The organism is Aromatoleum aromaticum EbN1, assembly GCF_000025965.1.
Lineage (GTDB): Bacteria > Pseudomonadota > Gammaproteobacteria > Burkholderiales > Rhodocyclaceae > Aromatoleum > Aromatoleum aromaticum.
Window position 1 is genome coordinate 3379894 of the sequence record NC_006513.1, and the last position, 24856, is coordinate 3404749.

Annotated in this window: 23 protein-coding genes, 2 tRNA genes and 2 pseudogenes; 20 read left to right on the forward strand and 7 right to left on the reverse strand. The window is 66.1% G+C overall.

From position 1 onward, the window contains the following. The first annotated feature begins 84 nt into the window (after window positions 1–84). The gene (locus EBN1_RS16070; protein WP_011239026.1) at window positions 85–360 is read left to right on the forward strand and encodes a type II toxin-antitoxin system Phd/YefM family antitoxin; all 276 of its coding nucleotides are present in this window, start codon (window positions 85–87) and stop codon (window positions 358–360) included. A gap of 99 nt (window positions 361–459) precedes the next feature. Continuing rightward, window positions 460–744: a hypothetical protein gene (locus tag EBN1_RS16075; protein WP_157866632.1), complete on the forward strand. Its 285-nt coding sequence runs from the start codon at window positions 460–462 to the stop codon at window positions 742–744. Between the two features lie 283 nt (window positions 745–1027). On the opposite strand, the gene EBN1_RS16080 is transcribed toward EBN1_RS16075, so the two are convergent. Next, window positions 1028–1441 (reverse strand): efflux RND transporter permease subunit, encoded by a 414-nt coding sequence (locus EBN1_RS16080; protein ID WP_041646511.1) that lies wholly within the window; start codon window positions 1439–1441, stop codon window positions 1028–1030. A gap of 510 nt (window positions 1442–1951) precedes the next feature. Here EBN1_RS16080 and EBN1_RS16085 point away from each other — a divergent pair. From EBN1_RS16085 to EBN1_RS16095, 3 genes and pseudogenes are all read left to right on the forward strand, one after another. Then, window positions 1952–2584: pseudogene (locus tag EBN1_RS16085) on the forward strand (acyl carrier protein); the annotation flags it as partial. 49 nt (window positions 2585–2633) lie between these two features. Further along, window positions 2634–3215, forward strand: a pseudogene (locus tag EBN1_RS16090) (AMP-binding protein); the annotation flags it as partial. A 139-nt stretch (window positions 3216–3354) separates the two neighbouring features. After that, entirely contained in the window at window positions 3355–4632 is a 1278-nt protein-coding gene (locus EBN1_RS16095; RefSeq protein ID WP_277813113.1) for a 1-acyl-sn-glycerol-3-phosphate acyltransferase, read from the forward strand. A gap of 131 nt (window positions 4633–4763) precedes the next feature. On the opposite strand, the gene EBN1_RS16100 is transcribed toward EBN1_RS16095, so the two are convergent. Further along, the gene (locus EBN1_RS16100) at window positions 4764–5330 is read right to left on the reverse strand and encodes a carboxymuconolactone decarboxylase family protein (RefSeq protein WP_011239030.1); all 567 of its coding nucleotides are present in this window, start codon (window positions 5328–5330) and stop codon (window positions 4764–4766) included. Between the two features lie 199 nt (window positions 5331–5529). Here EBN1_RS16100 and EBN1_RS16105 point away from each other — a divergent pair, with 199 nt between their 5' ends. Both EBN1_RS16105 and EBN1_RS16110 read left to right on the forward strand, forming a co-directional pair. Then, a complete protein-coding gene (locus EBN1_RS16105; RefSeq protein ID WP_041646512.1) occupies window positions 5530–6708 on the forward strand; it encodes an MFS transporter in 1179 nt (392 codons plus the stop codon). A gap of 81 nt (window positions 6709–6789) precedes the next feature. Further along, window positions 6790–7068, forward strand: coding sequence for a hypothetical protein (locus EBN1_RS16110; RefSeq protein WP_011239032.1), 279 nt, complete (start codon window positions 6790–6792; stop codon window positions 7066–7068). Window positions 7069–7138: 70 nt separating this feature from the next. On the opposite strand, the gene fghA is transcribed toward EBN1_RS16110, so the two are convergent. Both fghA and EBN1_RS16120 read right to left on the reverse strand, forming a co-directional pair. After that, window positions 7139–7984 (reverse strand): S-formylglutathione hydrolase, encoded by an 846-nt coding sequence (gene fghA, locus EBN1_RS16115; protein ID WP_011239033.1) that lies wholly within the window; start codon window positions 7982–7984, stop codon window positions 7139–7141. Window positions 7985–8037: 53 nt separating this feature from the next. Continuing rightward, complete coding sequence (locus EBN1_RS16120; protein WP_011239034.1) at window positions 8038–9153, reverse strand: S-(hydroxymethyl)glutathione dehydrogenase/class III alcohol dehydrogenase; 1116 nt, start codon at window positions 9151–9153, stop codon at window positions 8038–8040. A gap of 289 nt (window positions 9154–9442) precedes the next feature. Here EBN1_RS16120 and EBN1_RS16125 point away from each other — a divergent pair, with 289 nt between their 5' ends. The 13 genes from EBN1_RS16125 to EBN1_RS16185 all read left to right on the forward strand — a co-directional run bounded on the left by EBN1_RS16125 (window position 9443) and on the right by EBN1_RS16185 (window position 22254). Beyond that, entirely contained in the window at window positions 9443–10570 is a 1128-nt protein-coding gene (locus EBN1_RS16125; protein ID WP_049780300.1) for a PAS domain-containing sensor histidine kinase, read from the forward strand. Continuing rightward, entirely contained in the window at window positions 10548–11180 is a 633-nt protein-coding gene (locus EBN1_RS16130) for a response regulator (RefSeq protein WP_011239036.1), read from the forward strand. The genes EBN1_RS16125 and EBN1_RS16130 overlap by 23 nt, the downstream gene beginning before the upstream one ends. A gap of 361 nt (window positions 11181–11541) precedes the next feature. Continuing rightward, on the forward strand, window positions 11542–12543 hold the full coding sequence (gene paaA, locus EBN1_RS16135) for a 1,2-phenylacetyl-CoA epoxidase subunit PaaA (RefSeq protein WP_011239037.1): 1002 nt from the start codon (window positions 11542–11544) through the stop codon (window positions 12541–12543). 25 nt (window positions 12544–12568) lie between these two features. Beyond that, window positions 12569–12850, forward strand: coding sequence for a 1,2-phenylacetyl-CoA epoxidase subunit PaaB (paaB, locus tag EBN1_RS16140; RefSeq protein WP_011239038.1), 282 nt, complete (start codon window positions 12569–12571; stop codon window positions 12848–12850). Between the two features lie 21 nt (window positions 12851–12871). After that, window positions 12872–13627, forward strand: coding sequence for a 1,2-phenylacetyl-CoA epoxidase subunit PaaC (paaC, locus tag EBN1_RS16145; RefSeq protein ID WP_011239039.1), 756 nt, complete (start codon window positions 12872–12874; stop codon window positions 13625–13627). Between the two features lie 4 nt (window positions 13628–13631). Continuing rightward, complete coding sequence (gene paaD, locus EBN1_RS16150; protein WP_277813114.1) at window positions 13632–14183, forward strand: 1,2-phenylacetyl-CoA epoxidase subunit PaaD; 552 nt, start codon at window positions 13632–13634, stop codon at window positions 14181–14183. A 28-nt stretch (window positions 14184–14211) separates the two neighbouring features. Further along, complete coding sequence (paaE, locus tag EBN1_RS16155) at window positions 14212–15288, forward strand: 1,2-phenylacetyl-CoA epoxidase subunit PaaE (protein WP_011239041.1); 1077 nt, start codon at window positions 14212–14214, stop codon at window positions 15286–15288. An 82-nt stretch (window positions 15289–15370) separates the two neighbouring features. Continuing rightward, window positions 15371–17032, forward strand: coding sequence for a phenylacetic acid degradation protein PaaN (paaN, locus tag EBN1_RS16160; protein WP_011239042.1), 1662 nt, complete (start codon window positions 15371–15373; stop codon window positions 17030–17032). A 107-nt stretch (window positions 17033–17139) separates the two neighbouring features. Beyond that, window positions 17140–18459 carry a phenylacetate--CoA ligase PaaK gene (gene paaK / locus EBN1_RS16165; RefSeq protein WP_011239043.1) on the forward strand — a complete coding sequence of 440 codons (1320 nt, stop codon included), beginning with the start codon at window positions 17140–17142 and terminating at the stop codon, window positions 18457–18459. 13 nt (window positions 18460–18472) lie between these two features. Continuing rightward, window positions 18473–19678 carry a 3-oxoadipyl-CoA thiolase gene (pcaF, locus tag EBN1_RS16170; RefSeq protein ID WP_011239044.1) on the forward strand — a complete coding sequence of 402 codons (1206 nt, stop codon included), beginning with the start codon at window positions 18473–18475 and terminating at the stop codon, window positions 19676–19678. A gap of 57 nt (window positions 19679–19735) precedes the next feature. Then, complete coding sequence (locus tag EBN1_RS16175) at window positions 19736–20539, forward strand: enoyl-CoA hydratase (RefSeq protein ID WP_011239045.1); 804 nt, start codon at window positions 19736–19738, stop codon at window positions 20537–20539. Between the two features lie 377 nt (window positions 20540–20916). After that, window positions 20917–20992: transfer RNA gene (locus EBN1_RS16180), tRNA-Gly, on the forward strand. Between the two features lie 59 nt (window positions 20993–21051). Then, entirely contained in the window at window positions 21052–22254 is a 1203-nt protein-coding gene (locus EBN1_RS16185) for an alkaline phosphatase family protein (RefSeq protein ID WP_011239046.1), read from the forward strand. 29 nt (window positions 22255–22283) lie between these two features. Here EBN1_RS16185 and EBN1_RS16190 read toward each other — a convergent pair whose 3' ends face one another. The 3 genes from EBN1_RS16190 to EBN1_RS16200 all read right to left on the reverse strand — a co-directional run bounded on the left by EBN1_RS16190 (window position 22284) and on the right by EBN1_RS16200 (window position 24794). Beyond that, the gene (locus tag EBN1_RS16190) at window positions 22284–22727 is read right to left on the reverse strand and encodes a DUF1178 family protein (protein WP_041646514.1); all 444 of its coding nucleotides are present in this window, start codon (window positions 22725–22727) and stop codon (window positions 22284–22286) included. A gap of 40 nt (window positions 22728–22767) precedes the next feature. Further along, window positions 22768–22852, reverse strand: a tRNA-Leu gene (locus tag EBN1_RS16195). A 79-nt stretch (window positions 22853–22931) separates the two neighbouring features. Beyond that, window positions 22932–24794: a DEAD/DEAH box helicase gene (locus EBN1_RS16200; protein ID WP_041646515.1), complete on the reverse strand. Its 1863-nt coding sequence runs from the start codon at window positions 24792–24794 to the stop codon at window positions 22932–22934. Window positions 24795–24856 lie beyond the last annotated feature (62 nt).

Consider the following 24856-nt stretch of genomic DNA (forward strand, 5'->3'; position numbering starts at 1 on the left):
GCGCCCTCCCAAGGCTGATCGAACTTTCCACAACCCGGTTCGTCCGCTACAGTGAGCGTTAACGAATTCGTTAAGGAGCCGAAGATGCGTGCCAGCGATGTGGTCCCGATTAGCGAGGCGCGAGCGCGCTTGACTGAGCTCGCCGAGGAAGTCGTGGGGGCCGGGGCGGAAAAGATTCTGACCAAGAACGGCGCAAGCTACGTCGCCATCGTCGACGCCAGAAAGCTCGATTATTACCACACGCTCGAAGAGGAGCACGCTAGCCTGGTGCTGCTGGACGACGCCGAGGTCGGGCTGCGCCAGGTGCAGGGGGGACAGGTCATCACCGAAGACGAACTCAACCGCCTGCTTGCGGGCTGAACGCCCGTGGCGCTACCCCAGCGAGCCTCCGTCGCGGCGACGCGGCACTTCGCTGCCTGTCTGGAAGAGGCGAGGGCGTTCTTCGTTGAGCAGGATGAGATGACCGCCAATGATCGCTTTCGGGCGCTCCGTGCCGAGTTGCGTGAGATGACCGAGACGCTCCGATGGGCGCCAGCCGGGGGTCGCCCTGCGCGGTTTTTCGCCCGGCGGTCCGTTCAAGCGCGGATTCGTGCCCGCAAGGTCCAAGCCCTGGCCGATGAGGCGGGATTGCCGCACGTGCGTGAGTATGTGCTCAAGTCTCACGTGGTGTTGTATGCGCATTCGAGCGACCGGGTAGTGCTCTTGGCGATGCGGCACCAGCGCCAGTTGAGCTACGCGGTTTGAGGAGAGATCTTCGTGGATGTCGATGCCGTCGCGACCTGCACAAAGCGGAGATACGCGGCATCAAGAGGCGCCGAGAAGTGGCAATCGGAGTGGCAACGGCCCTGAAACCCGCGCCAATGCTGGAAATCCCACGGCCTGCAAAGCCGTGTACATCGGTTCGATTCCGGTTCGCGCCTCCAAAAGAATCAAAGACTTAAGCTCACTTCAGTGGGCTTTTTTTGTGCCCGGTGCGAGTGGCAGAGTGGTTTTGCCACTCCGGAGTAAAGCGGAATAAAGCGGTATGTCAGCGGGCAAGTTGGCTGTGGACGAGAGTTGAGTCTTGTCGGCCGTCGCCTTCCTTCTTCAGGGGCCGGCACACCCCGTCGGGCTCGAGGGCGAAGCGCGTGACCTCGAAGGGGATGTTGCGCTCGCGGGCCTCCTGTTCGGCGAGAATGACCGCAACGGTCATCGCCTTGGGACGCACGCGCAGCACCGCGCCCTCGCGGATGGCCTCGTCGAGCACGGCCGGGTTGAGCGCCAGGCCCTTCTCCTGGAGTTCGGAGGCGGCCCGCTTGAGATTGAGCAGCATCACCACCCCGAACTCCGCGGCCACCCCGGCCAGGGCGATGAAGCCGATGCCGGTGGCCACCGACAGGTTGTAGCCCAGCAGATACAGGAACCACACGCCGCCGGTCAGCGCCAGCGGGAGCGTGGCCATTGATCAGCAGGGCCTCGTCGAAGCGGCGGAAGGTGAGGTAGACGTCGCCGATCGGCCTGATGAGCGGGGAGGGCTGTTCTTCTAAGACGGTTCGGGCCGCGCCTCGGGTGTCTACTACCGGATTGTCCATGTGAAGGTGGGTCGGGTAGAGTAGCCGTGCGCTGCCTGGTCGCGGATTCGGTTTGTAGCCCCTCGGAGTCCTCGTAACCGGCCAGGTAAACCTCTTTGACTTTAAGCTACTGCGATCGCTGTGATGAATACATCCGAAAGGCGGCGTTCTTGCCTCGACGGCCTGATCAACGCGTCGCGCGGCAGCGTCGTCGATATCGACGCGCTCGCCGCGACGCTGGATCGCGGCGCAGTATCTGCAGACGAACCCGCAGCTGGGCTATGTCGTGATCGACGTGGATGCGGCCGTGAGCCAGGTCGCGTACGACGAGCTGCGCGCGATCCCCGGAACGATCCGCTGCCGCATCCTGTACTGACCGGCCGGATCGCGCGGTGCCTCGCGTGCCCTCCGAAGACAAGCTGCTCGCGCTGATCGATGCGCTCCTCGTCGAGCTGCATGCCGGCAGCAGCCTGCGCGCGCAGCCGGACAGCGCGCTCGACCGCGACCTCGGCCTCGACAGCCTCGCGCGGGTCGAGCTCCTCGCGCGCATCGAGCGCGAGTTTGGCGTGCGCCTGCCGGAGGCGGTGCTGGGCGACGCCGAGACGGTGCGCGACCTGATCCGCGCGTTGGAGCAGGTCGGACTCGGTGCTGCGCCGGCAGAGGCGCCACACGCGCAGCAGCCGCAGCCCGGGCGGGCGGAAGGGCGGCCCGACTCGGCGGCGGACCTGGTCGAAGCACTGCAATGGCAGGTCGGACGCAATCCGGACCGCGATCACGTGCTGTTCTACCGTGGCGACGCGGAGCAGGCAGGCGAGCCGGAACGGCTCGGCTACGCCGCGCTCGCGGCGGACGCAACCCGCATCGCCGGCGGGCTCGTCCGCCGCGGAGTCGTGCCGGACCAGTGTGTCGCGCTGATGCTGCCTTCGGGCCTGGATTTCTTCCGCTGCTTCTTCGGCGTGCTGTTCGCCGGCGCGATTCCAGTGCCGATGTACCCGCCGGCCCGCGCGAGCCAGATCGAGGACCACCTGCGCCGCCAGGCCGGCATCCTGAGGAATTGCGAGGCGCCGGTGCTCGTCGCGTTCGATGCGGCCGCTGCTGCGGGTCCTCGGCGGGCTCGCGCCGTCGCTGCGGCACATCGTTACCGCGGAGGAGCTTGCCGATGCACCGGACGCGACGCCGCTGCCGGCGCGCAGCGAGGCTGCGCTCGTGCAATACACCTCCGGCTCGACCGGCGATCCGAAGGGCGTGACGCTGAGCCATGCGAATCTGCTCGCGAACATCCGCGCCTATGGCCGCGTGCTGAATGTGTCCTCGACCGACGTGTGCGTGAGCTGGCTGCCGCTCTATCACGACATGGGGCTGATCGGCGCATGGCTGGGCAGCCTGTATCACGCCTGTCCCCTCGTCCTGATGTCACCGCTGGATTTTCTCGCGCGGCCCGAGTGCTGGCTGTGGGCGATCCATCGCCATCGCGGCACGATCACGGCCGCGCCGAATTTCGCGTTCGAGCTGTGCGTGAAGCGTCTTGGCGACCGGGATCTTGCGGGCCTCGACCTCGCGTCGTGGCAGATTGCGATGAACGGCGCGGAGCCGGTCAGCGCCGGTACGCTGGAACGCTTCGCCGACGCGTTCGGGCGATACGGTTTGCGCCGCGAGATCCTGGCGCCGGTCTATGGCCTCGCCGAATGCTCGCTCGCGCTGACGATGACGCCGCCCGGCCGCGGCATGCGCACGGACCGCATCGAGCGTGCAGCGATGACGCACGCGGGCCGTGCGCAGCCCCGCGGGGGGCGATACGCCGTCGGTGGACGTCGTCTCCTGCGGCTTGCCCCTGCCCGGCCACGAGGTGCGCATCGTCGGCGCCGACGGCCGCATGCTGCCCGAGCGCCGCATCGGACAACTGGAGTTTCGCGGGCCGTCGGCAACGGCCGGGTATTTCCGCAATCCGGCCGCCGACGCGGCGCTGTTCCACGACGGCTGGCTCGACACGGGGGACTTCGCGTATCTCGTCGACGGCGAGCTCTACGTGACCGGCCGCGCCAAGGACATGATCATCCGCGGCGGGCGCAACTTCTATCCGTACGAACTGGAGCAGGCGGTCGGCGAGCTGCCGGGCGTGCGCAAGGGCTGCGTCGCGGCGTTCGGCGTGCCGGACGCGGCGCCGGCCGGCGAGCGGCTGGTCGTCGTCGCCGAGATGCGGGAGAAGGACGCCGCGGCACGGCAGGCGCTGGAGCAGCGCATTGTCGCAGTGTCGTCGGACGTGCTCGGTCTGCCGGCTGACGAGGTGGTGCTCGTGCCGCCGCACGCGGTGCTCAAGACGTCGAGTGGCAAGATCCGCCGTGGCGCGATCCGCGAAGGCTACCGGCACGGCACGCTGGGCACGGGGAACCGGCCGCGGTGGGTGCAGGTGCTGCGCATGGCGGCGTCGGGTGCGCGGGCGAGGGCGGGCGCGGCGGCGAGCGGCATTGCCGCGCTGGTTCATGGCGCATGGGTGTGGGCTTGGCTCGCGGTGCTCGGCGGCTGCGCCGCGGTTGCGGTCCTGTTGCTGCCGACGCTCGCGCAGCGCTGGGCGTGCTGCCATGCGCTGGCGCGGCTGTTCGGCCATCTCGGGGGGTGCCCGGTCGAGGTGTCGGGGCTGGACAGCTTGCCGTCCGGCCATTGCGTGTTCGTCGCGAACCATGCAAGCTATGTTGATGGCATCATCCTGACCGCGGCGCTGCCGCGGCCGGTCGCGTTCGTCGTCAAGGCCGAGCTGCAGCGCAATCGGGTGCTGCATGTGCTGCTCGGCCGCCTGGGGGCGCGCTTCGTCGAACGTTTCGACTCGCGCCGCAGCGTCGAGGATGCCCGCGCGCTCGGCGAAGCCGCGCGGAAGTCGCCACCCTTGCTGTTCTTCGCCGAAGGAACCATCCGGCGCGAGGCGGGCCTGCTGCCGTTCCGCCTCGGCGCGTTCCAGGTCGCGGCACAGTCGAACCTGCCCATCGTGCCGCTTGCGCTCATGGGAACGCGCGACGTGCTGCCGAGCGATTCCTGGTTGCCGCGCCGGGGGCACAGACCACGTCGAAGAGGTCGATGGGGCGGGTGAGCGTGCCGTTCATCGCCCTGCGCGCCTTCTCGGCCAAGTGCGGCTCGGGAAAGAAAGGCGCGCCAAGCATCAGCACGGCGACGACGATCAGGAGCGGAAACGGAAATTCGCGGATGAAGCGCAGGGTCGATTCATTCGGAGGGTGAACAGGGGGGGACGCGGCAGAACCCGTGCATCGGAATGCCCAGCGCGTCGTTGAACTTGCTCGAAAGATTCTGCACACCGACCCATGCAGTGATGGCGACGATCGCGTCGTCCTTGAAGAAGCGTTTGAGCTCGGGCATCGCGCGGGCAGTGCCGGCATCGTCGTTCAGCGTCACCGCCTCGGCGTAGGCGAGCGCCGCCCGCTCTTCCTCGCTGAAAACCTCGGGATGCTCCTGCCAGCGGTCGATGAAGTCGATCTTCTCGTGCGCCCCATGCGCGGCGAGGAAATTGTGGGCATTGAAGTCAACGCAGAAATCGCAATGGTTGATCTGCGAGATGCGCACGCTCATCAAGGTCCGCAGCAGCGGGGCGGGCGAAGTCAGCCGCTTGAAGCGTCCGATCAACAGGAGGAAGACGAACATGATCGCCGGCTGCCGCCCCCACGCCCACATCGGGGACAGCACCTGACCGTATTTGCGTTTCTGGTAGGCAAAAACCAGGCGTACATACCAGGGGAAGTCGCGTTCGGAAAGTTTGTCGAGTCGGGCGGCCATGGGCGGAGTGCAGAAGAGGAGCGGAGTAAAAGCCTACGAGGTCGGCATGCTCGCCGCAATCCAGCATCGCAGGGAAATATCGCGCTGCGCCAGCGCAACGGCCCTCGAGGGGCGACCTCGGTGCGTCGCGGTGCTTCGCGTGATCGCTTCATCCCGAAAGACGCTACATTACGGGCCCGTGCCGCACCGTCGAACAACGATGAAGAAGAACCTCTGGCTGCTCGCCATCGCGCAGGGCCTGTTCCTGACTAACAACGTGATCCTCATCGCCATCAACGGGCTGGTGGGCCTGCGTCTGGCGCCTGCGAGCTGGATGGCGACGTTACCGGTGATGGCTTACGTGGTCGGTGGGGCGCTGTCGACCGGCCTGGTCGCGCGTAGCCAGCAGCGTTGGGGACGCAGGGTTTCGTTCCTGCTCGGCCTGGCGGTGGCCTTCGTCACCGCGCTGCTGTGCGCGTTCGCGCTCTCGGTCGGAAGCTTCTGGCTGCTGGTCGCGGGGACGCTGATCGCCGGCTATTACAGCGCCAACGGCCAGCTCTACCGCTTCGCCGCCGGCGAACTGGCGCCGCCGTCGTTTCGCGAGAAGGCGGTGTCGCTGGTGCTCGCCGGCGGGCTGATCGGCGCCGTGCTCGGCCCCAACCTGGCCAATCACACCCGCGATACGCTCGCCGCACCCTTCCTCGGCTCCTATCTCGCGCTGGCGGTCGTGGCGCTGATTGCGATGGCGGTCATGGCAGCGGTGCGCTTTCCTGCCGAGCCGGTGCGCAGCAGCTCGGCCGGCAGCGGCCGCACGCTGGGCGAGATCGTGCGCGAGCCGGTGTTCATCGTCGCCACCCTCGGCGCGGCGCTCGGCTACGGTGTCATGAACCTGCTGATGGCGGCCACGCCGCTGGCGATGGACGTTTGCGGCATGCCCTTCTCCGACGCCGCGCTGGTGCTCGAATGGCACGTGATTGGCATGTTCGCACCGGGCTTTTTCACCGGACACCTGATCAAGCGCTTCGGGGTATTGAACGTCATGGGCACGGGGGTGCTGCTCAATGGAGCGTGCATCGCCATCGCGCTCTCCGGGCAGGATCTCCACCACTTCGTCATCGGCCTGTTCCTGCTCGGCGCGGGCTGGAACTTCCTCTTCACCGGCAGCACTACGCTGGCGATGACGGCCTACCGGCCTGAGGAAAAGGACAAGGCCCAGGCGGCGATCAACCTCGCCGTGTTCGCCACCATGGCCCTGACCTCATTCGCCTCGGGCGCGCTGGTCACGACACAGGGGTGGACCCTGTTGAACCTGGGTTCGGTCGTGCCGGTGGCGCTCATGGGGGTCGCCCTGGCCTGGTTGGCTGTGCGACAGTGCACGGCGGTGGAAGCGGCACGATAGTGTTCGCAATGTGGTCGCTTCCGGCGCGATAACTGAAACGCCGGACTGTCCGGCGAATGCGCATGCATGGAAGATCCTGGGTTGAACCGCAAGCAAGACGGGTTTATCCGCTTCGGCACCATGACGCTTCTCGTTTCCGGCCTCGCATTCTTTGGGCTGCTCATCTACGGCATGACCTCCGGTCAGGAACTACCCCTATGGCCTGCGATTGCCGTGGCGCTGGTCAACGTGATTGCAGCGGCGAAGATCATCATGACCGTGAAGAACGGGAGGAGCCAGCAGCAAGCTCCGGCATCGTCGCTCTTGGGAAGCTCTGACAAAACGGTAATCCTCCCGCCAGATAAGGGTCGTCAGAAGTAGAATTTTCTCGAATGCAGTCGTAGTAAGGTGCTCGCGGTACACCGTCACCGAGTCTCGCGCATGCGGCAGTTCACCCACAAAGCGCTGCCGCATGATGGCGCAAGTGGTCGTCGATGAAACTCGCGATGAAATAATAGCTGTGATCGTAGCCGGGCTGGATGCGCAGCGTCAGCGGGTAGTTTGCCGCGCGGGCGGCGGCTTGGAGCACCGCAGGCTTGAGCTGCTCGACGAGAAACGCGTCACGCTCGCCCTGATCGACGAGGATCGGCAGCATCTCGCGCGCTTGGCCAATCAGCACGCTGGCATCCCATTCGCGCCAGCGCGCGCGATCGGCGCCGAGATAGTGTGAGAAGGCTTTTTCTCCCCACGGGCAGTGCATCGGATTGGCGACCGGGGCGAACGCCGAAACCGAGCGGTAGCGCCCGGGGTTGCGTAGCGCACAGACGAGTGCGCCGTGCCCGCCCATCGAGTGGCCGCTGATCGCGCGCTTGTCGGAGGCGGGAAAGTGCGCCTCGACGAGCGCCGGCAGTTCATCGACGACGAACTCGTGCATCCGGTAGTGCCGCGACCACGGCGTCTCGGTCGCATCGAGATAAAAACCTGCGCCGAGGCCGAAATCCCAGGCGCCGTCAGGGTCGCCCGGCACGTCGGGGCCGCGCGGGCTCGTGTCGGGCGCGACGAGGATCAGCCCGAGCTCGGCGGCAAGGCGTTGCGCGCCGGCTTTCTGCATGAAATTCTCGTCGGTGCAGGTGAGCCCCGACAGCCAGTACAGCACGGGCAGCTTCTTGCCCTGCTCAGCCTGCGGCGGCAGATAGACCGCGAACACGGTATCGCCGTCGAGTGCCGCCGAGCGGTGCCGGAAGCGCTGCAGCCAGCCGCCAAAGCATTTCTGCGACGAGAGTCGTTCGAGGGGCACGGCATCCTCCAGTGAAAACGGTTGGCGTGGATAACCCGCGGGCGGAGCGAGACTCAGAAACGGATCACGCTGCGGATGCTCTGGCCTTCGTGCATGAGCTCGAACGCGCGGTTGATGTCTTCTAGCGGTAGGTGGTGCGTGATGAAGACGTCGAGCGGGATCTCGCCGCGTTGTGCCTTCTCGACATAACCCGGCAGCTCGGTGCGGCCCCTGACCCCACCGAACGCGCTGCCGCGCCACACGCGGCCGGTCACGAGCTGAAACGGGCGCGTGCAGATCTCCTGGCCGGCACCGGCCACGCCGATGATCGTCGATTCGCCCCAGCCCTTGTGGCAGCACTCGAGCGCCGCACGCATCAGCTTGACGTTGCCGACGCACTCGAACGAGTAGTCGACGCCGCCGTCGGTCATCTCGACGATGACGTCCTGGATCGGCTTCGCGTGATCGTTCGGATTGACGATGTCGGTTGCGCCCAGTTGCCGCGCGAGATCGGACTTCGCCGGATTGAGGTCGATGCCGATGATGCGCGAGGCCTTCGCCATTTTCGCGCCGAGGATCGCCGCGAGCCCGATACCGCCGAGGCCGAAGATCGCGACCGTGGCGCCGGCCTCGACCTTCGCGGTGTTGAGCACTGCGCCGATGCCGGTCGTCACGCCGCAGCCGAGCAGGCATACCTTGTCGAGCGGCGCCTCCTTCGGGATCTTCGCGAGCGAGATCTCCGGCACGACCGTGTATTCGGAAAACGTCGACGTGCCCATATAGTGGTAGATCGGCTGGCCGTTGTACGAGAAGCGTGTCGTGCCGTCCGGCATCAATCCCTTGCCCTGCGTCGCGCGCACCGCCTGGCACAGGTTCGTCTTGCCCGACTTGCAGAACTTGCACTCGCGGCACTCGGCCGTGTAGAGCGGGATCACGTGATCGCCCACCTCAAGCGACGTGACGCCTTCGCCGACCGCCTCGACGATGCCGCCGCCCTCGTGGCCGAGGATCGCCGGGAAGATACCTTCCGGGTCGTCGCCCGACAGCGTGAACGCATCCGTGTGGCACACGCCGGTCGCGACGATGCGCACCAGCGCTTCGCCCGCCTTGGGCGGCTCGACATCGACTTCGACGATCTGCAGCGGTTGCTTCGGCCCGAAGGCGACCGCGGCGCGTGACTTGATGGTCATGGGATCGATCCTGGTGGGGTGGGGGAGGCCAGTCTAATGGATCTACACGCTCCGGGAAGGGGGCGGCCCTGCGCGTTTCCCGCCGTCGCATTTGCGCTGAGATCTGTCGCTCACAAACAAATCCCGCCTCGACGGGAATTTCCCCTTCGTTGCGGCGGGAATTCATGCCGCTCGCCCGCCTGCAAACGCATCCGGCGCGTGGTCTCTTTGAAGGCCCCGGAAGTCGTGTGTCGGCACGTCCGAAAGTCTGATCCATTGACGTCGATCGGCAGGAATGTTCCGATAGCTCATGGCCGAACCTCCACGTCCCGACGACACGCCGGCTCCGCAAATCCAGCGCCCGGAGATCGAATTCCGCGACATTCCTTTCCAGGGAATCATCGAGCAGTCGTTGGCGGGCGTGTATCTGGTCTTCGACGAACGGTTCCAGTACGTGAACTCGACTTTCGCCGGGATGTTCGGCTACACGCAGGAGGAGTTCGTTGGCACCCCGATCCGGGACCTCGTGCTCCCCGATTTCGTCGGGCAGGCGATGGAGTACTACCGTCGTCGCATGCACGAAGGAGTGTCGTCGATCCGCTATTTCACGCGGTGCCGCCACCGTGACGGTCATGTCGTTCATATCGAGGTGCATGGTTCGCGGGTCGACTATCGTGGCCAGGCTGCGCTGGCGGGAGTCGTGATCGACGTCAGCGAACGCGTTCGCCGGGATCAGGATCTTCATCGTTCGCGACGCCGGCTGCGGGAACTCGCCTCATATCTGAACAGCTCGCGCGAGGAGCTGCGCAGCCAATTGGCGCGTGAGGTACACGACGTCCTGGGCGGGATGCTCAGCTCGATCAAGCTCGACGTCTTCCGCATCCAGCGGCGGAGCTCCGGTCCCGCGCTGGCCGAGATCCAGGAGATCACGCAGGAACTCCTCCCGCTGGTCCAGGACACCATCGACACCGCCAGGCAGATTTCGGACGAGCTGCGACCGCGGATGCTGGATACGCTCGGGCTTGTCGCAGCCATCCGCAGTGAGCTGGAGGCCTTCGGCCGGCGCAACGAAATCCTGGTCGGGTTCATGATGGAGGGGGCCGAACCCGAGTTGTCGGCGGAAACGGCCACGCAATGCTTCCGCGTGTTCCAGGAGGCATTGACGAACGTCGGGCGGCACGCGCAGGCGGAAACCGTCGAGGTTCGCGTGCGCAACCGGGATGGTCGCTTCGAGATGCAGGTTCGCGATGACGGGAAGGGAATCGACCGTCCTTCGATGAGGGAAGGGTCGATCGGAATGTTGAGCATGGCCGAACGGGCGCGCAGCATCGGCGGGTCGTTGTACGTTCATGCGCGCGCGGGCGGGGGAACGGTCGTGCTCCTCGCCGTGCCGGGCTACAGGGGGCCACGGAGCAATGATAGAACTGCTGATCGTTGATGATCACACGATCTTCCGCTCCGGGCTGAGGCGCATGCTCTCGGACGAAGCGGACATGCACGTTGCTGACGAAGCGAGTGATGGGGCGAGCGCGCTGGCCAAGATTCGCAGCGGCAAGTTCGATGTCATCCTGATGGACATCAACATGGCCGGACGCAGCGGCCTCGACACTCTGGAGTCGCTCCGTGCCGAGCGCCCGGAGCTGCCGGTGATCATGCTGTCGATGTACCCGGAGGAGCAATACGCCGTGCTCGCCCTGCGCGCGCGTGCGAATGCCTACCTTTCGAAGGATGTCGAACCGCAGGAGCTGCTGGCCGCGATCCGGCACGTGGTCGGGGGAGGGCGTTACGTCTCTCCGCGCAGTGCGGCGAATCTCCTGATGCAGATGGACCGCGCGCGCGAAGGCGCGCCGCACGAAAAGCTCACGGCGCGTGAGATGCAGGTGATGATGAAGATCGTGCGCGGCATGTCGCTGACCGACGTGGGGGTGCAGATGTGCCTGTCGGTGAAGACCGTCAGCACCTACCGGATGCGCATCCTCGAGAAGCTGAGTCTCTCGAGCAATGCCGAACTCGTGCAGTACGCGATGCGCAACGGCCTGCTGGACTGAATCGGGAGCCGTCTGGAGCCGCCTGCTTCGACTTCCTGCGCTCCCCGCGCATGACGATGTGGTACGCTCATGACATGAAACAGAACTCACTTTGACACGCATCATGGTGTGTATCACAAGCACTTGCGGATTGCCTTGACGTGCTTTTGGCACAAGGCTTTCGCCGCCTACCGTCTTCCCGCATCCCGTAATCAGAAAATTCCTACAAGAGGTCGAGAACACGCCGACATTCTGATCTGAGGCGCTCCCATAGGATTCGATCCAACGCGTAATTGTCATGAGGCAGCACTGACAAACGAAGCGCGAGGATACGTATCACGTCTGACGACGGATGCACGAACCCGAAGAGAGGAGGAAGAACATGTACGCCCAGATGGTGGACACGGGGATGAAGCGGGTGCAGGGGCTGGACGAGATGTCGGCCGAGGAGCGCGCGTTTCAGGAAAAGATCGACGCGGGCATCAAGATCGAGGCGAAGGACTGGATGCCCGAAGGCTACCGTCGCACGCTGATCCGCCAGATCTCGCAGCACGCGCACTCGGAAATCGTCGGCCAGCTGCCCGAAGGCAACTGGGTGACGCGCGCGCCGACCTTGAAGCGCAAGGCGATCCTGCTGGCCAAGATCCAGGACGAGGCCGGCCACGGGCTGTACCTCTACAGCGCGGCCGAGACGCTCGGCGTGACGCGCGACCAGGTCTACGCGGACCTGCTGTCGGGCAAGGTGAAATATTCCAGCATCTTCAACTACCCGACCACGAACTGGGCCGACATCGGCACGGTCGGCTGGCTCGTCGACGGCGCGGCGATCATGAACCAGATCCCGCTGTGCCGCTGCTCCTACGGCCCGTACTCGCGGGCGATGGTGCGCGTGTGCAAGGAGGAGTCCTTCCACCAGCGCCAGGGCTACGACCTCGTGATGACGATGGCGCGCGGCACACCGGAGCAGAAGCAGATGGCGCAGGACGCGCTGAATCGCTGGTGGTGGCCGGCGCTGATGATGTTCGGTCCCCCGGACAGCGACTCGGTGCATAGCGCGCAGTCGATGCAGTGGAAGATCAAGATCCTGTCGAACGACGAGCTGCGCCAGAAGTTTGTCGACCAGACCTTGCCGCAGGCCGAGTACCTGGGCCTGACGGTGCCCGATCACGAACTGAAGTGGAACGAGGACACCGGCCACTACGACTTTGGCGCGATCGACTGGGAGGAATTCCGCCAGGTCGTCGCCGGCAACGGACCGTGCAACCGCGACCGCCTGCGTACCCGCGTGAAGGCCTGGGACGACGGTGCGTGGTTCCGCGACGCGCTGCTCGCGCACGCCGAAAAGAAATCCGAAAGACAAGTCGCGGCAGCCAAGGCCGCCTGATAACGAGATCGAGAGGAGAAGAGAAATGAAGGAATGGCCCCTTTGGGAAGTGTTCATCCGCAGCCAGCACGGCCTTGCCCACAAGCACGTCGGCAGCCTGCATGCGCCGGATGCGGAGATGGCGATCAACAACGCTCGCGACGTCTACACGCGCCGCAACGAAGGCCTGTCGATCTGGGTGGTGCCCGCGTCCGAAGTGAGCGCGAGCAGCCCGGCCGACAAGGAAGCCTTGTTCGAGCCCGCGAACAACAAGATATATCGTCACCCCACTTTCTTCCCGGTGCCGGAAGAAGTGAAGCACATGTGATGACGGGATTTGGAGACAGACATGCTGCTCGATGACAAGTCCGTTTATCTGATGCGCCTCGGCGACAACGCGCTGGTGCTGTCGCAGCGCCTTTCCGAATGGTGCGGCAAGGGCCCGGCCTTCGAGGAGGACATGGCGCTGACCAACATTGCGCTCGACCTGATCGGCCAGGCGCGGATGTGGCTGTCCTACGCCGGCGAGGTCGAAGGACGCGGCCGCGACGAGGACGCGCTGGCCTTCCGCCGCGACTCGCACGAGTTCACCAACCTGCTGCTGGTCGAGCAGCCGAACGGCGATTACGCCCAGACGTTGGTGCGCCAGTTCTTCTTCGACGCGTGGCATCAACTGGTGCTGGACGCACTGAGGCGCTCGGCCGATGACCGCATCGCCGACATCGCCTCGAAGGCGATCAAGGAAGTCGCCTACCACCTGCGTCGCAGCATCGATCTGGTCGTGCGTCTGGGCGACGGCAGCGCAGAGAGCCGGCGCCGCATGCAGGCGGCGGTGGAGGAGCTGTGGATGTACACCGGCGAGATGTTCAACGCCGACGAGACCGAGGAGCTGCTGGGCGCGCAGGGGCTGGCGTGCGACCCCTCGACGCTGAAGGACGCGTGGCTGGCGATGGTGAGCGAAGTCTTCGCCGAGGCGACGCTCGAGCTTCCCGCGGGCGAATGGATGCAGAAGGGCGGCAAGCAGGGGCGGCACGGGGAACACCTCGGCCTGCTGCTCGCCGAGATGCAGTTCCTGCAGCGCGCTTATCCCGGCGCGACCTGGTGACAGCGTGATAAGTGAGGCAGCGATGGGCGACTTGCGCGAACGCAGCGAGAAAGTGTGGGGCTGGCTTGCCGATGTGCCCGATCCCGAAATTCCGGTCATTTCGATCGTCGATCTGGGGATCGTGAGGGAGGTGAACTGGCACGACGAGCCGACCGGAGCGGTATGCGAGGTGGTGATCACCCCGACCTATTCGGGCTGTCCGGCGACGGAAGTGATCGGCCGCTCCATCGAAGAGGCGCTGCGCGAGCGGGGGGTGGAGCGAGTGCGGCTGGCGAGTCGCATCGCGCCGGCCTGGACGACGGACTGGCTGACCAGCGAGGGACGCCGGAAGCTGCAGGAATACGGCATCGCGCCGCCGGCTCGCCGCGCCGACGGACGTCAGGTGATCGACATCAGCGGGCTGCGCCGGCGCACGGCCGACGACGCGCCCGCCGCGTGCCCGCACTGCGGTTCGGCGAACACCGCGCCGATCAGCCGTCATGGTTCGACCCCGTGCAAGGCGCTCCATCGCTGCCTCGACTGCCTCGAACCGTTCGACTACTTCAAGTGCCACTGAGAAAGGCACACCGAGAGGAGCAAGACAGATGAGCAAGTTCCACGATATGCGGGTCGCCAGCGTGCGCCCGGAGACCCGCGACGCGATCGTCGTCACGTTCGACGTGCCGCCGTCGCTCGCGGATTCGTTCCACTACGCCCCCGGCCAGCACCTGACCCTGCGCACCGAGATCGGCGGCGAGGACGTGCGCCGGTCCTACTCGATCTGTTCAGGCGCCGACGAGCGCGCACTGCGCATTGCGATCAAGCGCGTGCATGGCGGGCTGTTCTCGAACTGGGCGAACGATTTCATGAAGCCCGGCGTGAGTGTCGAAGTGATGCCGCCCTCGGGCCATTTCGGCGTCGCGCCGGATCCGCAGCATCACCGCAACTACGCGGCGTTCGCGGCCGGCAGCGGCATCACGCCGATTCTGTCGCAGATCAAGACCATCCTCGCGGCGGAGCAGGGCAGCCGCTTCACGCTGGTGTACGGCAACCGCTCGTCGTCGAGCGTGATGTTCCGCGAAGAGCTGGCGGATCTGAAGGACCAGTACGGCGAGCGCCTCAACCTGGTGCACGTGCTGTCGCGCGAGCAGCAGGACATCGAGCTCTTCAACGGCCGCATTGACCGCGAGCGCTGCGACGCGCTGCTCACGCGCTGGATCGACGCCAAGCGCATCGACGTGGCCTTCATCTGCGGACCAATGGACATGATGGAAGCGGTGTCGGCGTCGCTGCAGGCGCATGGCGTGGCGAAGTCGGCGATCAAGATGGAGCTCTTCGCGACCAGCCTGCCGAAAGGGCCGCGCCCGGTGCATTCGCATCCGGTCAAGGGGACCGAGGACTGCGAGGTCACGGTGATACAGGACGGCCGCGTGCGCCAATTCACGATGCCGAAGAACCGGGACTCGGTGCTCGACGCGGGCCTCGGGCAGGGCATCGAGATGCCGTACTCGTGCAAGGGCGGCGTGTGCTCGACCTGCCGCTGCAAGGTCATCGATGGCGAGGTCGACCACGACACGAACTTCGCGCTCGAGGATTACGAGATCGCGCGCGGCTTCCGCCTGTCGTGCCAGAGCTACCCGGTCACCGACAAGCTGGTCCTGGACTTCGACCAGGAAACCTGACGGACAGGCCTGCAGCAATTCAGGCAGCGGCCCGCGAGAGGCCGCGCCTGCCCGACCCCAATACCCTACAGAGAGAATCGAGATGACCCATCCCATGTTTGCTCGCCATCAGGCGATGCTGGACCGTGCCGTCCAGGCGGTCACCGACCGCGGCTACTGGAGCCCCTTCTCGGAGAACCCGAGCCCGAAGGTCTATGGCGAAACCGCGATGGCCGACGGCCGCGCCGCGTTCGACGCCTATTGCGGTACCGAATTCCAGCTCGACCAGCCCGGCTGCACCGGCACCGCGGGCAGTGAGCGTTCGCCGTACGGTGTGCCGATTAATATCCGCTATCCGCGTTGCAGCGGCGAAGCGCTGATCGAGGCGTCGAAAGCCGCCCGCGGCTCTTTGCAGGCGCTGGGCCCGCAGGGCCGCGTTGGTGCGCTGCTCGAAGCCCTCGTGCGCCTGAATCAGCGCAGCTTCGAGATCGCCCACGCGGTGATGTTCACGACCGGACAGGGCTGGATGATGGCCTTCCAGGCCGGTGCGGCGCACGCACAGGACCGCGCGCTCGAAGCGGTGGCTTACGCATGGCGCGAGATGTCCGGGATTCCGGCAGAGGCGCACTGGGAGAAGCCGCAGGGCAAGAACCCGGCGCTGGTGCTGAAGAAACGCTACGAGATCGTCGGGCGCGGCACTGCGCTGGTGATCGGCTGCGGCACCTTCCCGACCTGGAACACCTATCCGGGCCTCTTCGCCGCGCTCGCGACCGGCAACCCGGTCATCGTGAAGCCGCACCGCAACGCGATCCTCCCTGCGGCGATCACCGTGCGCGTGCTGCGCGAAGTGCTCGCCGAAGCGGGCGCCGATCCCAACGCGGTGCTGCTCGCCGTCGATGACTCGCGCGAACTGACGCGCTTCCTCGCGACGCACAAGGCGGTGAAGTCGATCGACTTCACCGGCAGCAACAGCTTCGGCAACTGGCTGATCGAGAACTGCCGACAGGCGCAGGTGTATGCGGAGCTCGCCGGGGTGAACAACGTCGTCATCGAATCGACCGACGACTACAAGGGGATGCTGCGCAACCTTGCCTTCACGCTGTCGCTGTACTCGGGCCAGATGTGCACGACGACGCAGGCGATCCTCGTGCCGGCCGGCGGCATCGATACCGACCAGGGCCACAAGAGCTACGACGAGGTCGCAGCCGATCTGGGCCGTTCGATCGACAAGCTGCTTGCGGACCCCGCCGTCGCCAGCGCGGTGCTCGGATGCATCCAGTCCTCCGACACGCTCGGACGCCTCGACGAAGCCTCGCGCTGGGGTGACGTCGTGCTGGCATCACAGCCCGTCGCGCACCCCGAGTATCCGGAAGCGACTGTGCGCACGCCGGTGCTGCTCAAGTGCGACGCCGCGGACGAGGCCGCCTACATGGAAGAGCGTTTCGGCCCGATCGCCTTCGTCGTGCGCACGCCCGACGCTGCCGCAGCCATTGCGCTGTCCGAGCGCATCACGACCGAACACGGTGCATTGACGGTGGGCGCCTATACGGCGAAGCCCGATTTCGCGCAGCAGGTCATCACCGCGACACAGCGCGCAGGCGTGGCGCTGTCGCTGAACCTGACCGGCGGCGTCTATGTGAACCAGTCGGCGGCGTATTCGGATTACCACGGCACGGGTGCGAATCCGTCGGCCAACGCGAGCTATGCGGACAGTGCCTTCGTCGCGAACCGCTTCCGCGTGATCCAGCACCGCTTCGCCGTGTAAGCGGCCAGAAAAAACAAGAACGACATACCCAGCAGACAGGGCGGCGAAGCGGATCCGGACAGGAAGATCCGCCGCCGCTCCAACCCCACATAGAGAGGAGCAGGACAATGAACGCACGCATGGGAAATTCCATCGGGTTCGACCCGATCGAGACCGCGAGCCGCGACGAACTGCGCGCACTGCAGCTCGAGCGCCTGAAGAAGACCGTCCAGCACGCCTACGACAACGTCCCGCACTATCGCCGCAGCTTCGAAGCGGCCGGCGTGCATCCGTCGGACCTGAAGACGCTGGAAGACCTGTCGAAATTTCCCTTCACGGTGAAGAAGGATTTCCGCGACAACTACCCGTTCGGCCTCTTCGCCGTGCCGCGTGAGGAGGTCGTCCGCGTGCATGCTTCCAGCGGCACGACCGGCAAGCCGACCGTCGTCGGCTACACCCAGAACGACATCGACAACTGGGCCAACCTCGTCGCGCGCTCCATCTACGCCGCGGGCGTGCGCAAGGGCGACGTCGTGCATATCTCCTACGGCTACGGCCTCTTCACCGGCGGCATGGGCGCGCACTACGGCGCCGAGCGGCTGGGCTGCACCGTCGTGCCGATGTCCGGCGGCCAGACCGAGCGCCAGGTCCAGCTGATCCAGGACTTCAAGCCGAAGGCCATCATGGTGACGCCGTCCTACATGCTCAACATCCTCGAGCAGTTCGTGCGCCAGGGCCTGGACCCCGCCGACTCATCGCTGAAGATCGGCATTTTCGGCGCCGAGCCCTGGACCGAGGCGATGCGCCACGAGATCGAGGCGCGCGCCGGCATCGATGCGGTCGACATCTACGGCCTGTCCGAGGTGATGGGGCCGGGCGTCGCCAGCGAGTGCATCGAGAGCAAGGACGGCCCGGTGATCTGGGAAGACCACTTCTACCCGGAAATCATCGACCCGGAGACCGGCGAAGTGCTGCCCGACGGCGAGGAGGGCGAGCTCGTCTTCACGTCGCTGACGAAGGAAGCGCTGCCCGTCATCCGCTATCGCACCCGCGATCTCACCCGCCTCTTGCCGCCGACCTCACGCTCGATGCGCCGCATCGGCAAGATCACCGGCCGTTCCGACGACATGCTGATCATCCGCGGCGTGAACGTGTTCCCGACCCAGATCGAGGAACTGATCCTGAAGCAGAAGGAGCTGTCGCCGCACTACCAGATCGAGCTCACCCGCGACGGCCACATGGACAAGATGGAAGTCGTCGTCGAGCTGACGACCGAAGCGGCGGACCTCGGCGCGCTGCGCCAGCAGGAGATCGCGAAGCTGCTGCAGCACAACATCAAGTCCTATATCGGCATCAGCACGAAGACGACGATGGCGCAGCCCGGCTCGCTGTTCCGCTCCGTCGGCAAGGCCAAGCGCCTCATCGACAAGCGCAACGTGACGGCCTGAGGAGGGAGAGAACATGAAGAACGCCTATATCTGCGACGCGATCCGCACCCCCTTCGGCCGCTACGGCGGCACGCTGTCCTCGGTCCGTGCGGACGACCTCGCCGCGCTGCCGATCCGCGCTCTCGTGGAGCGCAACCCTGACGTCGACTGGGCCGCCGTCGATGACGTCATCTACGGCTGCGCCAACCAGGCCGGCGAGGACAACCGCAACGTCGCGCGCATGGCGGCGCTGCTGGCGGGGCTGCCGCAGGACGTCCCCGGCACGACGGTCAACCGCCTGTGCGGTTCCAGCCTCGACGCGGTCGGCATGGCCGCGCGGGCGATCAAGTCCGGCGAAGCGGACCTGATGATCGCCGGCGGCGTCGAGAGCATGAGCCGCGCGCCCTTCGTGATGGGCAAGGCCGACACGGCGTTCTCGCGCAGCGCGAAGATCGAGGACACGACCATCGGCTGGCGCTTCGTGAACCCGCTGATGAAGGCGCAGTACGGCATCGACTCGATGCCCGAAACGGCCGAGAACGTCGCGACCGACTTCAACATCAGCCGCGCCGACCAGGACGCGCTCGCACTGCGTTCGCAGCAGCGCTGGGCGGCTGCGAACGAAGCGGGCCTCTTCGCGAACGAGATCGTGCCGGTGGCGATTCCGCAGAAAAAGGGTGAACCGAAGCTCTTCACCACGGACGAGCATCCGCGCCCCGAAACCACGCTCGAAACGCTTGCGAAGCTGAAAGGCGTCGTCCGCCCGGACGGCACGGTCACTGCCGGCAACGCGTCCGGCGTCAATGACGGCGCGTGCGCCGTGCTCCTCGCGTCCGAAGCGGCAGTCGAGCGCTACCGCCTGAAGGCGCGTGCCCGGGTCGTCGCGATGGCCGCTGCCGGTCTCGCTCCGCGCATCATGGGCTTCGGCCCGTCGCCGGCGTCGAAGAAGGTGCTCGCGAAGGCCGGGCTGACGCTCGCCGACATGGACGTCATCGAGCTCAACGAGGCGTTCGCGGCGCAAGCGCTGGCGGTGACGCGCGACCTCGGCCTTGCGGACGATGCCGCGCACGTGAACCCGAACGGCGGCGCGATCGCGATGGGCCACCCGCTCGGTGCGTCGGGCGCGCGTCTGGTGACCGCGGCGCTGAACCAGCTTGAACGCACCGGCGGCCGCTACGCGCTATGCACGATGTGCATCGGCGTGGGGCAAGGCATCGCACTCGTCATCGAAAGGGTCTGACGTGGCACCAGCCGAGCAACGGCCCGCATGAGAAAGACATCGAAGGAGACAAAAGTGATGAATCTCGATCATTCCAACGAAGCGGCCGCCGAGCCACCGATCCTCGTCGACCGGCGCGGGCGGGTCGGCCTGCTGCGGCTGAACCGGCCGTCGCGGTTCAACGCGCTCAGCGACGCGCTGATCGACCGGCTCGGCGACGAGCTCGAGGCGATGGACGCCGACGACGGCATCGGCGCGATCGTCATCACCGGCTCCGACAAGGCCTTCGCCGCTGGCGCGGACATCGGCGCGATGGCGGACTGGGACTTCGTCCACGTCTACAAGACGAACTACGTGTCGCGCAACTGGGACCGCCTGGCGCGCATCCGCAAGCCGGTCATCGCCGCGGTCGGCGGCTTTGCGCTCGGCGGCGGATGCGAGCTCGCAATGACCTGCGACCTCGTCATCGCCGCGGAGACCGCCCGCTTCGGTCAACCCGAAGTCCGGCTCGGCGTGCTTCCGGGCGCGGGCGGCACGCAGCGGCTGCCGCGCGCGGTCGGCAAGGCGAAGGCGATGGACCTGTGCCTGACCGCGCGCATGATGGACGCGCAGGAAGCCGAGCGTGCCGGACTCGTGTCGCGCATCGTCCCCGCCGAGCGCCTGCTCGACGAGGCGCTCGAAGCGGCCGCAAGAATCGCAGCCTTCTCGCTGCCGGTCGCGATGATGATCAAGGAATCGGTGAATCGTGCCTTCGAATCGGGGCTATCGGAAGGGCTGCTGTTCGAACGCCGGAGTTTCCACGCCGCCTTCGGCTTGCAGGACCAGAAGGAAGGCATGGCGGCCTTCCTCGCGAAACGCAACGCTTCGTTCAGTCATTGTTGATTACGCGATCGATCAAGCGCGTATTACTTCCGCTACAGCTTGCCGCACCGGCTGTCCGCTCCTCATCCACCTGATCTTCGATGAATCGCTTCATGGCATGATCACGCTGGGATCAATGCCAGCCCGCACAGGCTTCCTCAAATCGTCTCATCGGCACCTCCTTCGTGCCAAATGAAACCGGACAGACCACGTGCTACAAGTCCGGACAGTCTATTTGCTCCTTACAAGCGGGCTTCGAACACTTGCAGAAAGTGCAGACATCCGGCATTATGCGCGCCTCGACAACGCAGCGACGTGTCGAGCGGTGGCAGAAGCGAGTGGCAGCGGTCCTGAAATCCGCGCCGATACTGATCCGGTTCGCGCCGCTGGAAGTACATGCGGGAATAGCTCAGTTGGTAGAGCGCAACCTTGCCAAGGTTGAGGTCGCGAGTTCGAGACTCGTTTCCCGCTCCAGAAATTGACAAAAGGAAGGTGCAAGCGCACCTTCCTTTTGTCGTTTACCGGCTCTGGCCATGTCCGCCTGCCGAAACATCCCATTTTCGTTGCCGCGTGCTGCCGTCGTGCCCGATTACGGGGCGAACGGCCTTTATGGCCTCGTCGGCGCGATCCGTGGCTATCTCGACGGTCAGCACTGGACGGTGCCGGGCGAGGAACGCACCGATCGCGCGCAGGATGAACCCGGGCCGGTGCTGGTGTTCCTGCTCATCGACGGCCTCGGCGACGCGTTCCTGCAGCGTTTCGGATCGGGGAGCACGCTGCTCGCGCACCGGCGGCGACGCATGACTTCGGTTTTCCCGAGCACGACGGCGAGCGCAGTGACGACCACGCTCACCGGCCTCGCGCCGGCCCGCCATGGCTTGACCGGCTGGTTCATCCACGACAGGCGGTTTGGCGGCGTGGTTGCGCCGTTGCCGATGAGGAAACGTTCGGGCGGACTCATTCGCGGCCCGATGGCTCCGGAGCGGCTCTTCCCGTACCCGAGCCTGTTCCGGAACCGCAGGCGCAAGTCGATTTACGTCAATCCGCGCAGCATTGCGTATTCGCCATACTCCGCGAGGCATGGCCGTGGCGCCGACATCGTCGCGTATCGGGGGCTCCAGGGGATGGTCGCTGCGATAGCGACTGCAGCAAGGGCGCTGAAGCGTGCGGCGGGCGGCTATATTCACGCCTACTATCCCGTGTTCGATGCGCTCAGTCATGCGCACGGCTGCGAGTCCGACGAGGCCGTCGCGCAGTTTCGCCACATCGACGCCGCGTTCGCCGCCTTGCTCGACCAACTGGCCGGAACCGGCGTCGACGTCGTCGTGAGCGCGGACCATGGCTTCATCGATTCGCCGGCAGAGCGCGTGATCCGCTTCGAACGGTTTCCGGATGCTGCGGCAATGCTCGCCGGGCCGTTGTTCGGCGAACGCCGGGCTGCACTCTGTGAGCTTCGCCGGGGGGTCGAGGACGATTTCCGCTCGTTCGTCGAGGCGGAGCTGGCGGGCAAGGCGGTGCTGGTCCGTTCGCCGGAGCTGCTGCGCAGCGGGTTTTTCGGCCCGGGGCCGCGACACCGGCAGTTGCGCGAACGCATCGGCAGCCATGCGCTGCTGATGGAACCGGGCTGGACGATCACGGACCGCGTGCCGGGCGAACGCGCGCACCGGATGATCGGCGTGCATGGCGGACTGTCGCCGCAGGAAATGTGGGTGCCGCTGATTCACGCACGTTGTTGAAGCCCACGGGGAGCGGGCTGGCAGGAGAGTCAGTGTAGCTCTTCGTCGTCGGGCGGTACGGGAAGCACCATGATGCCTTCGTCGATGAGTTCCCCGACGTCGTCGTGCGACGCTTTCCCCTTTATGTTGCGCGCTTCGCTTTCGCCGTAGTGGATGCGGCGGGCTTCCTCGACGAACCGCTCGCCGACGTCCTCCGACTCCTTGCCGAAGCGACGCAGCATTGCCACGGCCGTGGCGACTGCGTCCATCTGCCGTGCGGTTGCGGGGCGCGACGAGGGGCGCGGCGCCGGAGCGGGCGGCGGAGTCGAGCCGGTGTTGACGTACGGAGCGGTCGGACGCCGGCTGATCGAGGCCGAGCCGCAAACGGGACAGATGACCTGTCCGCGCTCACGCTGGGCTTCGAACGCGGCAGCCGAGCCGAACCAGCCTTCGAACAGGTGCTCGTGGTCGCAGCAAAGGTTCAGAACGATCACCGCCGGAAGTCCTGGAGAAAATCACGCGCAGTGCGCTCGCTGGTGCCGGGGACGGGACTTGAACCCGTAAGCCCGAAGGCGGCGGATTTTAAATCCGCTGTGTATACCGATTTCACCACCCCGGCGCCGATGGGTGGCGCATTCTACCCCGTGGCCGACACGCCTGCACAACGTGCTCCGGCTGTTCCTGACCGTGCAGGGAGCTCAGCGATCGTGCGGTTTTTTCTTGCCCGGTTTGAAGCCGGGGGACGGCGTGCGCTTTTCGCTGCTGAAGGATCTCGGGCCGACCCTTCCCGGATGAGCGGGTTTGCTTCCAGGGTGAGCCGCGTGACGCGGCGCCGCGCCCGGACGAGGGGCTCCCGGGCGCACGCGGGCCGCGTCGCGCTTCGCTTCCTCCGCGTCGAGCGGGCGGATGTTCAGCTGGTGCTGGCGTACGCGCACGCGGCGCAGGATGTCGAGCACGTCGTGCGGGAGGGCGCTCGGCAGTTCGACGGTGCTGTAGTCCTCGTAGAGGTTGATCTGCCCGATATAGCGGCTTTCGATGCCGGCCTCGTTGGCGATCGCGCCGACGATATCCTTCGGCGTCGCCTGCTGGTTGCGGCCGACTTCGATGCGGTAGCGCTGCAGATTGCCCTCGGAAAACTCGCGTCGGCGTTCGAGTATTTTGTCGCGGTTTTCGCGCGGGGCGCGCTCGGCGCCTGGTTCGCGCCGCGGTTCGGGCAGGCGGGCGATGTCGGGGCCTTTCGACTCCGGCAACTGCAGCGGGCGCTCGCGCTGCGCGAGGAAGGCGAGGGCGGCGGCGATGTCGTGGAGTTCGGCTTCGTGCGTCGATTCCATGCCGGCGACGACGTCGCGGAAAAATGCGAGGTCTTCGGATTCGAGCACGGTGGCGACTTGCTGGCGGAACGCGGCGACCCGCTTGTCCGCGACGGCCTCGCGCGACGGCAGTTGCAGCGCCTCGATCGGCTGGCGGGTCGCGCGCTCGATGACTTTCAGCATCCGCATCTCGCGCGGCGCGACAAACAGGATCGCGCTGCCGGTGCGACCCGCGCGCCCGGTGCGTCCGATGCGATGCACATACGCTTCGGTGTCGTACGGGATGTCGTAGTTGATGACGTGGCTGATGCGCGACACGTCGAGGCCGCGCGCAGCGACATCGGTGGCGACGACGATGTCGAGCTGTCCGCCCTTGAGCTGTTCGATGACGCGCTCGCGCAGCTGCTGCGTCATGTCGCCGTTCAGCGCGGCGGCCGAGTAGCCGCGCGCCTCGAGCTTGTCGGCGAGCTCGACGGTCGCGGTCTTGGTGCGGACGAAGATGATCGCGGCGTCGAAATCCTCCTCGACTTCGAGGATGCGCGTCAGCGCGTCGAGCTTGTGCGCGACGCTGATCTGGCAGTAGCGCTGACGCGTCGTCGACACCGTCGTCGTGCTGGCCTTGATCTTGACCTCGCGCGGCTCGCGCAGGTAACGGTGCGCGACGCGGCGGATCGCGTCGGGCATCGTCGCCGAGAACAGCGCCGTCTGCCGCTCGGCCGGCGTGTGCTGCAGGATCCATTCGACGTCGTCGATGAACCCCATGCGCAGCATCTCGTCGGCTTCGTCGAGCACCAATGTCGTCAGGCTGTCGAGATTGAGGCTCTTGCGCTCGATGTGGTCCATGACGCGGCCCGGGGTGCCGACGATGACATGTGCGCCGCGGGCGAGCTGGCGCAGTTGCACGACCATGCTCTGGCCGCCATACACCGGCAGCACGTGGAAACCCGGCAGGTTCTTCGCGTAACGCTGGAAAGCCTCGGCGACCTGGATCGCGAGTTCGCGGGTCGGCGCGAGTACGAGCACCTGCGGATTTTTGACTGCGAGGTCGAGCCGGTCGAGCAGCGGCAGCGCGAACGCGGCAGTCTTGCCGGTACCGGTCTGCGCTTCCCCGAGCAGGTCGTGGCCGGCGAGCAGATGCGGGATGCATATCGCCTGGATCGGCGACGGCGTTTCATAGCCGATTTCGGACAGCGCATCGAGCAGCGGTGCACGGAGATCGAGTTGGGCGAAGCTTTCGATGGGGGAAGTCATGGGATTCTGGTGCGGGCAGCGGAAAGGGAAAAGGCGCCGATCCGTCGAGAGTAACGGGGCGC

Excerpts from the sequence above, each read along its gene's own strand:
- EBN1_RS16185 (WP_011239046.1), top strand. The coding sequence starts at position 21,052 with ATGTCCGCCTGCCGAAACATCCCATTTTCGTTGCCGCGTGCTGCCGTC.
- paaC (WP_011239039.1), top strand. The coding sequence starts at position 12,872 with ATGCTGCTCGATGACAAGTCCGTTTATCTGATGCGCCTCGGCGACAAC.
- paaB (WP_011239038.1), top strand. The coding sequence starts at position 12,569 with ATGAAGGAATGGCCCCTTTGGGAAGTGTTCATCCGCAGCCAGCACGGC.
- EBN1_RS16120 (WP_011239034.1), bottom strand. The coding sequence starts at position 9,153 with ATGACCATCAAGTCACGCGCCGCGGTCGCCTTCGGGCCGAAGCAACCG.
- EBN1_RS16200 (WP_041646515.1), bottom strand. The coding sequence starts at position 24,794 with ATGACTTCCCCCATCGAAAGCTTCGCCCAACTCGATCTCCGTGCACCG.
- paaA (WP_011239037.1), top strand. The coding sequence starts at position 11,542 with ATGTACGCCCAGATGGTGGACACGGGGATGAAGCGGGTGCAGGGGCTG.
- EBN1_RS16125 (WP_049780300.1), top strand. The coding sequence starts at position 9,443 with ATGGCCGAACCTCCACGTCCCGACGACACGCCGGCTCCGCAAATCCAG.
- EBN1_RS16070 (WP_011239026.1), top strand. The coding sequence starts at position 85 with ATGCGTGCCAGCGATGTGGTCCCGATTAGCGAGGCGCGAGCGCGCTTG.
- pcaF (WP_011239044.1), top strand. The coding sequence starts at position 18,473 with ATGAAGAACGCCTATATCTGCGACGCGATCCGCACCCCCTTCGGCCGC.
- EBN1_RS16080 (WP_041646511.1), bottom strand. The coding sequence starts at position 1,441 with ATGGCCACGCTCCCGCTGGCGCTGACCGGCGGCGTGTGGTTCCTGTAT.
- EBN1_RS16175 (WP_011239045.1), top strand. The coding sequence starts at position 19,736 with ATGAATCTCGATCATTCCAACGAAGCGGCCGCCGAGCCACCGATCCTC.
- paaK (WP_011239043.1), top strand. The coding sequence starts at position 17,140 with ATGAACGCACGCATGGGAAATTCCATCGGGTTCGACCCGATCGAGACC.
- EBN1_RS16100 (WP_011239030.1), bottom strand. The coding sequence starts at position 5,330 with ATGGCCGCCCGACTCGACAAACTTTCCGAACGCGACTTCCCCTGGTAT.
- EBN1_RS16130 (WP_011239036.1), top strand. The coding sequence starts at position 10,548 with ATGATAGAACTGCTGATCGTTGATGATCACACGATCTTCCGCTCCGGG.
- EBN1_RS16105 (WP_041646512.1), top strand. The coding sequence starts at position 5,530 with ATGAAGAAGAACCTCTGGCTGCTCGCCATCGCGCAGGGCCTGTTCCTG.
- paaE (WP_011239041.1), top strand. The coding sequence starts at position 14,212 with ATGAGCAAGTTCCACGATATGCGGGTCGCCAGCGTGCGCCCGGAGACC.
- EBN1_RS16075 (WP_157866632.1), top strand. The coding sequence starts at position 460 with ATGACCGCCAATGATCGCTTTCGGGCGCTCCGTGCCGAGTTGCGTGAG.
- paaN (WP_011239042.1), top strand. The coding sequence starts at position 15,371 with ATGACCCATCCCATGTTTGCTCGCCATCAGGCGATGCTGGACCGTGCC.